General features: G+C 69.3%; 5 protein-coding genes. 2 read left to right on the top strand and 3 right to left on the bottom strand.

Annotated features, from left to right (window positions below):
* Together VGD44_RS26470 and VGD44_RS26465 are read right to left on the bottom strand one after the other, a co-directional pair.
* On the bottom strand, positions 1-383 hold a 383-nt coding region (locus VGD44_RS26470), incomplete at its 3' end, for an alpha-amylase family glycosyl hydrolase (protein ID WP_331091812.1).
* Positions 384-532: 149 nt separating this feature from the next.
* Positions 533-1153 carry an ATP-dependent Clp protease proteolytic subunit gene (locus VGD44_RS26465; protein WP_331091810.1) on the bottom strand — a complete coding sequence of 207 codons (621 nt, stop codon included), beginning with the start codon at positions 1151-1153 and terminating at the stop codon, positions 533-535.
* A 174-nt stretch (positions 1154-1327) separates the two neighbouring features.
* On the opposite strand from VGD44_RS26465, the gene VGD44_RS26460 reads away from it, so the two are divergent.
* The gene (locus VGD44_RS26460; RefSeq protein WP_331091807.1) at positions 1328-2050 is read left to right on the top strand and encodes an extensin family protein; all 723 of its coding nucleotides are present in this window, start codon (positions 1328-1330) and stop codon (positions 2048-2050) included.
* Here the strand turns inward: VGD44_RS26460 and VGD44_RS26455 are convergent.
* On the bottom strand, positions 2047-3984 hold the full coding sequence (locus VGD44_RS26455) for a PQQ-binding-like beta-propeller repeat protein (protein WP_331091805.1): 1938 nt from the start codon (positions 3982-3984) through the stop codon (positions 2047-2049). The genes VGD44_RS26460 and VGD44_RS26455 overlap by 4 nt on opposite strands.
* Before the next feature lie 194 nt (positions 3985-4178).
* Here VGD44_RS26455 and VGD44_RS26450 point away from each other — a divergent pair, with 194 nt between their 5' ends.
* On the top strand, positions 4179-4976 hold the full coding sequence (locus VGD44_RS26450) for an SDR family oxidoreductase (RefSeq protein ID WP_331091802.1): 798 nt from the start codon (positions 4179-4181) through the stop codon (positions 4974-4976).

The following is a 4976-nucleotide window of genomic DNA, read 5'->3' as shown; positions in this document are numbered from 1 at the left end:
ACGTACCAGTTGGCCTTGGGCCCATCCTTGCCGCCCGTCAGGCTCTCCACGAACCAGGGATGGACGTCGGAGGTGTGGCTGAGCACCTCGTCGAGCACGACCTTGAGGCCCCGGGCGTGGGCCTCGTCGAGCAGCGCCTGGAAGTCCTCGGGCGTGCCGTAATCGGCCTGGACGCCCTCGAAGTCGGCGATGTCATAGCCCCAGTCGCGGTTGGGCGAGGGATGGATCGGCGACAGCCACAGCCCGTCGACCCCCAGGCTCTGGATGTAATCGAGCTTGGCCATGACGCCCGGAAGGTCGCCATGGCCGTCGCCGTCGGAATCGAAAAAGCTGCGGACGTAGACGTGGTAGAGGATCGCGCCCTTCCACCACGGTTCGGTCATCCCAACCTCCGCTCATCCCGGCGAAGGCCGGGACCCAGATCGCCAAGCGCTGAGGCTGACTGGATCAGCGCAGAGCTGTTCGAACCCACACCCGCAGCCATTCCATCTGGGTCCCGGCCTTCGCCGGGATGAGCGGAATGGGTAAGGCCCTAGACCTCGCTCGCGTCCGTGATGATCTTGCCGACGAGGCCGTAGTCGACGGCCTGCTCGGCGCTCATCCAGAAGTTCCGCTGGGTGTCCTTGACCACACGCTCGTAGCTCTGGCCGGTCTCCTTAGCGATCATCCGGTTGACGCGTTCCTGCATCTTGATGATCTCCTCGGCTTCGATCTGGATGTCCGAGGCTTGGCCACGCACGCCGCCTGCCGGCTGGTGCAGCAGGAAGCGGGTATTTGGCAGGCAGAGGCGGTCTTCCTTCTTCGCGCCCAGGAAGATGTGCGCGCCGGCCGAGGCCACCCAGCCGGTGCCGATCACCTTCACCGGAGCTCCGCAGAAGCGGATCATGTCGTGGACGGTGTCGCCGCTCTCCACATGGCCGCCCGGCGAGTTGATGATCACTCGGATCGGCTTGTCGCTCTCGGCGGCGAAGGCGGTGATCTGGGCGGTGACCCGCTCGGCCAGGCGCATGTCGATCTCGCCGAAGATCAGCACGGTGCGCGACTTGAAGAGCGCGTTCTGCACCGGTCCGGACGTCATGGGCATGTCGGGCAGGCGGCCCTTGTCCTCGTCTTCGCCGTCCTCGTCGTCGAGGTAGGAAATCCACTTCAGCATTTCGGGGCCTTTGAGCTCGGAGTTCGTCCTGATGGAGTTATTGGTCCCGCGGCGGAACGGCAAGCCCTGTGTCCCCGCTCGGCCTGCGGGGCTTAGCCGCTTCTCCTCCCGATCCCGGCCAAGCTTTGACGGGCGCTCCCTTGAACCGCAAGGACGCGGCGTCATTCACAAGGGGTGCCCCGTCCGCGTCCCGAGATCCTGGCCCTCGCCGCCGCCTGGTCGATCCTCGTCGAACTCGTCATCGCCGCCCTGCTGCTGGGCGTGGCGATCGTCCGCTGGGCGCCGCCCGAGGACCTGCCGTGGACGCCGCTGCGCCTCGAGGAGCCCGTCGGCCTCGCCACTGGTTTCAAGTTCGCCATGGCCGCCGGCGACCCGGCCCGCTGTCGCGCCGTGCTGACCGAGGGGCGGGTGCGGTTCGTCGACGAGCCGGAGCGGGTCTCCGGCGCCTGCTCGACCCGCAACACGGTGCGCCTGCAGAGCCCGGCCGCGCCACTCGCGCCCGCTGCGCCCGTGATGACCTGCCCGGAGGCGCTGGCGTACGCGTTCTGGACCCGTCACGCCGTGCAGCCCGCCGCCCGCGCCGAGCTGGGGGAGCCGATCGCGCAGGTCGAGCATTACGGGACCTACGCCTGCCGCAACCTCTATGGTCGGGCGACCGGCATGAAGAGCCAGCACGCGTTCGCGAACGCCCTGGACGTGGCCGCCTTCCGCACCGCCTCGGGCCGCCGCGTGAGCGTGCTGCACCACTTCGCGGACCGCGGGCCCGAGGGCCGGTTCCTGCGCCGCAGCCGTGACGGCGCGTGCCGCTGGTTCTCGGCAGTGCTCAGTCCCGACTACAATTCAGCGCACCGCGACCATCTGCACCTGGACCGCGGCCGCTACCGCGCCTGCCGCTAGGGCTTGGGGCGGAACGCCAGCAGGACGTTGCCCTCGGCCTGGCCGAACATGCCGTAGCCAGAGCCGGCCAGGACCAGGCCGTTCACGCCCACGATCGAGACCGCGTCGAACGCCCCGCCCTTGCCCGGCACGCCGTTCAGGGTCTGGAACTCGCGCAGGGTGTCGTAGCGCCAGAGCTCGGCGCCCGTCTTGCCGTCGAGCGCGAACAGCCGCCCGTCCAGGCTGCCCTGCAGCACCGCCCCGTCGATCACGGTCGGCGCGCCGGAGAAGCCGTAGACCCGCTCGCAGCGGGGCGCCTTCTTGCCCCGCTCGCCCGCGCAGTCGGGCTTCACGGTGTAGTGCCACTTGAACTCGCCGGTGTTGGCGTCGACCGCGTACATGCCGATCTGCAGGTTCGGGTCGAAGGCCGCCGCGCCCGGGATCGCCCGGCCGACGTTCGAGATGCCCGCATAGATGAGGTCGTTCTCGAACGCGATGCCCCAGTGGATGCCGCCCATGGGGCCGCCCGAGCCGATGTCGCGCCGCCAGACCACCTTGCCGGTCTCGGGCTCCAGCGCCCACAGCGTGCCGGACTTCTGACCGGCCAGCAGCAGGTCGCGGCCGTTCGCCAGTTTCGCCAGGATCAGCGAGGCGCCGAAGTCCACGTCGCGGAAGACCGTCTCCTTGACGCAGTTGAGCCGGTTGGGCGGCGGGTTGGGCCCGCACCCGATGGTGAAGATGTCGTCGGCCGTGGCCTGCATGCTCCAGGCCTCGGTCCCGTCCTTCAGCCGGATGGCGATCAGGGCGTCGGTGTTGCGGTGGGCCGGCGGCGAGTTGGCCTCGCCGGTGCCGAAGTAGATCAGGCCGCGCTTCTCGTCGACGACGGGCGAGTTCCAGATCGGCGCGCCCGACGGCCCGAACAGCGGCTTGCCGTCGCCGCGGTCGGCCTTCACCGGCTGGGCCTCGGGCATGGTGTCGTAGCGCCACTGCTGCGCGCCCGTGGCCGGGTCCAGCGACAGCACCACGCCGTGGTTGTTGCAGCACGAGACCTTGTTGTCGCCGCCGACGCTGATCTCGAACTGCGAGATCGGTACGATGATGCGGTCCTTGAGCACGCGCGGGACGCCCGTCGTCATCGAGTAGGAGTAGACGGCGACGTTCTTGGTCCAGAGCGGCTTGCCGGTGCGGGCGTCGACGACGTGGACCGTGGAATCCAGGCCCGAGAAGGCCAGCACGGGGCGGCCCCCCTTCTCGCCTGGAACGTCGATGACGCCGTACGACGGGCTCGAGCGTAGCGGGGCGCCGCCGGGGGAGTTGTAGACCCACTTGACGCAGGGCTTGGCCGGGTCGCTCACGTCGAAGGCGTAGAGCGCGCCGGCCTCGGCGACGGGCAGGAAGACGCTCTTGCCGATCACCGCCGGCTGGGCCCGCATCATGGTCACGTCCGGGAAGGCGATCGCCCACGCGAGGTCCAGCTTCTTCAGCGCCGCCCGCGTGAGGCCCGTCTGGCGCGCGGTGAGTGTGCGGGTGTTGCGGGCGTCGAAGCCGAAGGTGGCGATGGTGGGCGCAGCCTTCACGTCGACGGCCAGGCGCGCGCCGGTGCAGGCCATGGCCTTGCTCCAGGTCTCGACGGTGCGCTGGGTCTTGCCGGTCAGGTAGCTGATCAGCTGGCCGCGGGTCTCGTCGGTGAGCGCCGACCCTTGAGCCTGCATCTTGCCCTGGGTGAGGGCGAAGTTGAGCGTCTGGTAGCTCATCGCCTCCAGCGTGGTCTTCGCCGGCGAGCGGGTGGCCTCGGGATTGTCGTGGCAGGCGGCGCAATGCAGCCGGTAGATCGCCTGGCCGGCGTGCGGCAGCTGGTTCGCCGACTGCACCCGCTGCCCCTGCGCGTGGGCTCCGCCTGCAAGCGCCAGGACCGCCGCGAACGCCGCCGCCGCCAGCTTCACTGAGCTGCGCATGCCGTCTCCCCCGATACCGGGCGGCTCTCGGCGGCCGCCGTTGGATTCGAAGATACGGCATCGTCGGCCCGGGTCTATTTCCGGCTTGAAGCGTGACGGCGCGGCCCCCTGCTTGACCAAAGGGCGCCCGGCATCGCAAATGGCCGCAACTTCAAACAAACGTTTGGCCAAGCCCTGGCCGGAAGGAGCGCCCGATGAGCCAAGTTCTGGAAGCCCCCAAGGTCAGCACCGGCGGGCTCTTCGACCTCAACGGCAAGGTGGCGGTGATCACCGGCTCGTCGCGCGGCATCGGCCGCGCCATCGCCGAGCGCATGGCCGAACAGGGCGCCAAGGTGGTGATCAGCTCGCGCAAGGCCGGCCCCTGCGAGGATGTGGCCGCGGGCATCAACGAGAGGAAGCCGGGCCACGCCATCGCCGTGCCGGCCAACATCTCCAGCCAGGAGGACCTTCAGCGGCTGATGGACGAGACGCGCAAGGCGTTCGGGAAGATCGACATCCTGGTCTGCAACGCCGCGTCGAACCCGTTCTATGGCTCGCAGCTCGACATCCCCGACGACGCGTTCCGCAAGATCCTGGACAACAACATCATCGCCAACAACTGGATGATCAAAATGGTCGTCCCGGAGATGAAGGAACGTAAGGACGGTTCCATCATCATCGTCTCCTCGATCGGCGGCCTGCGCGGCTCGGAGGTGATCGGCGCCTACTGCATTTCCAAGGCGGCCGACATGCAGCTGGCCCGCAACCTCGCCAGGGAGCTCGGGCCCCACAACATCCGGGTGAACTGCGTGGCGCCGGGCCTGGTGAAGACCGACTTCGCCAAGGCGCTGTGGGACACCCCGGCCGGGGAGGAACGCGCCAGCAGCGGCACGCCGCTGCGGCGCCTGGGCGAGCCCGACGACCTGGCGGGCGCCGCCGTCTACCTGGCCTCGCGCGCCGGCGCCTGGACCACGGGCCAGACGCTGGTCGTGGACGGCGGGAGCACCTGCTGA

This window comes from Phenylobacterium sp., assembly GCF_036402295.1.
Classification (GTDB): Bacteria; Pseudomonadota; Alphaproteobacteria; order Caulobacterales; family Caulobacteraceae; genus Phenylobacterium.
Note: the sequence above shows the minus strand (reverse complement) of the source record. Positions and strands in the feature narration are given on the sequence as shown.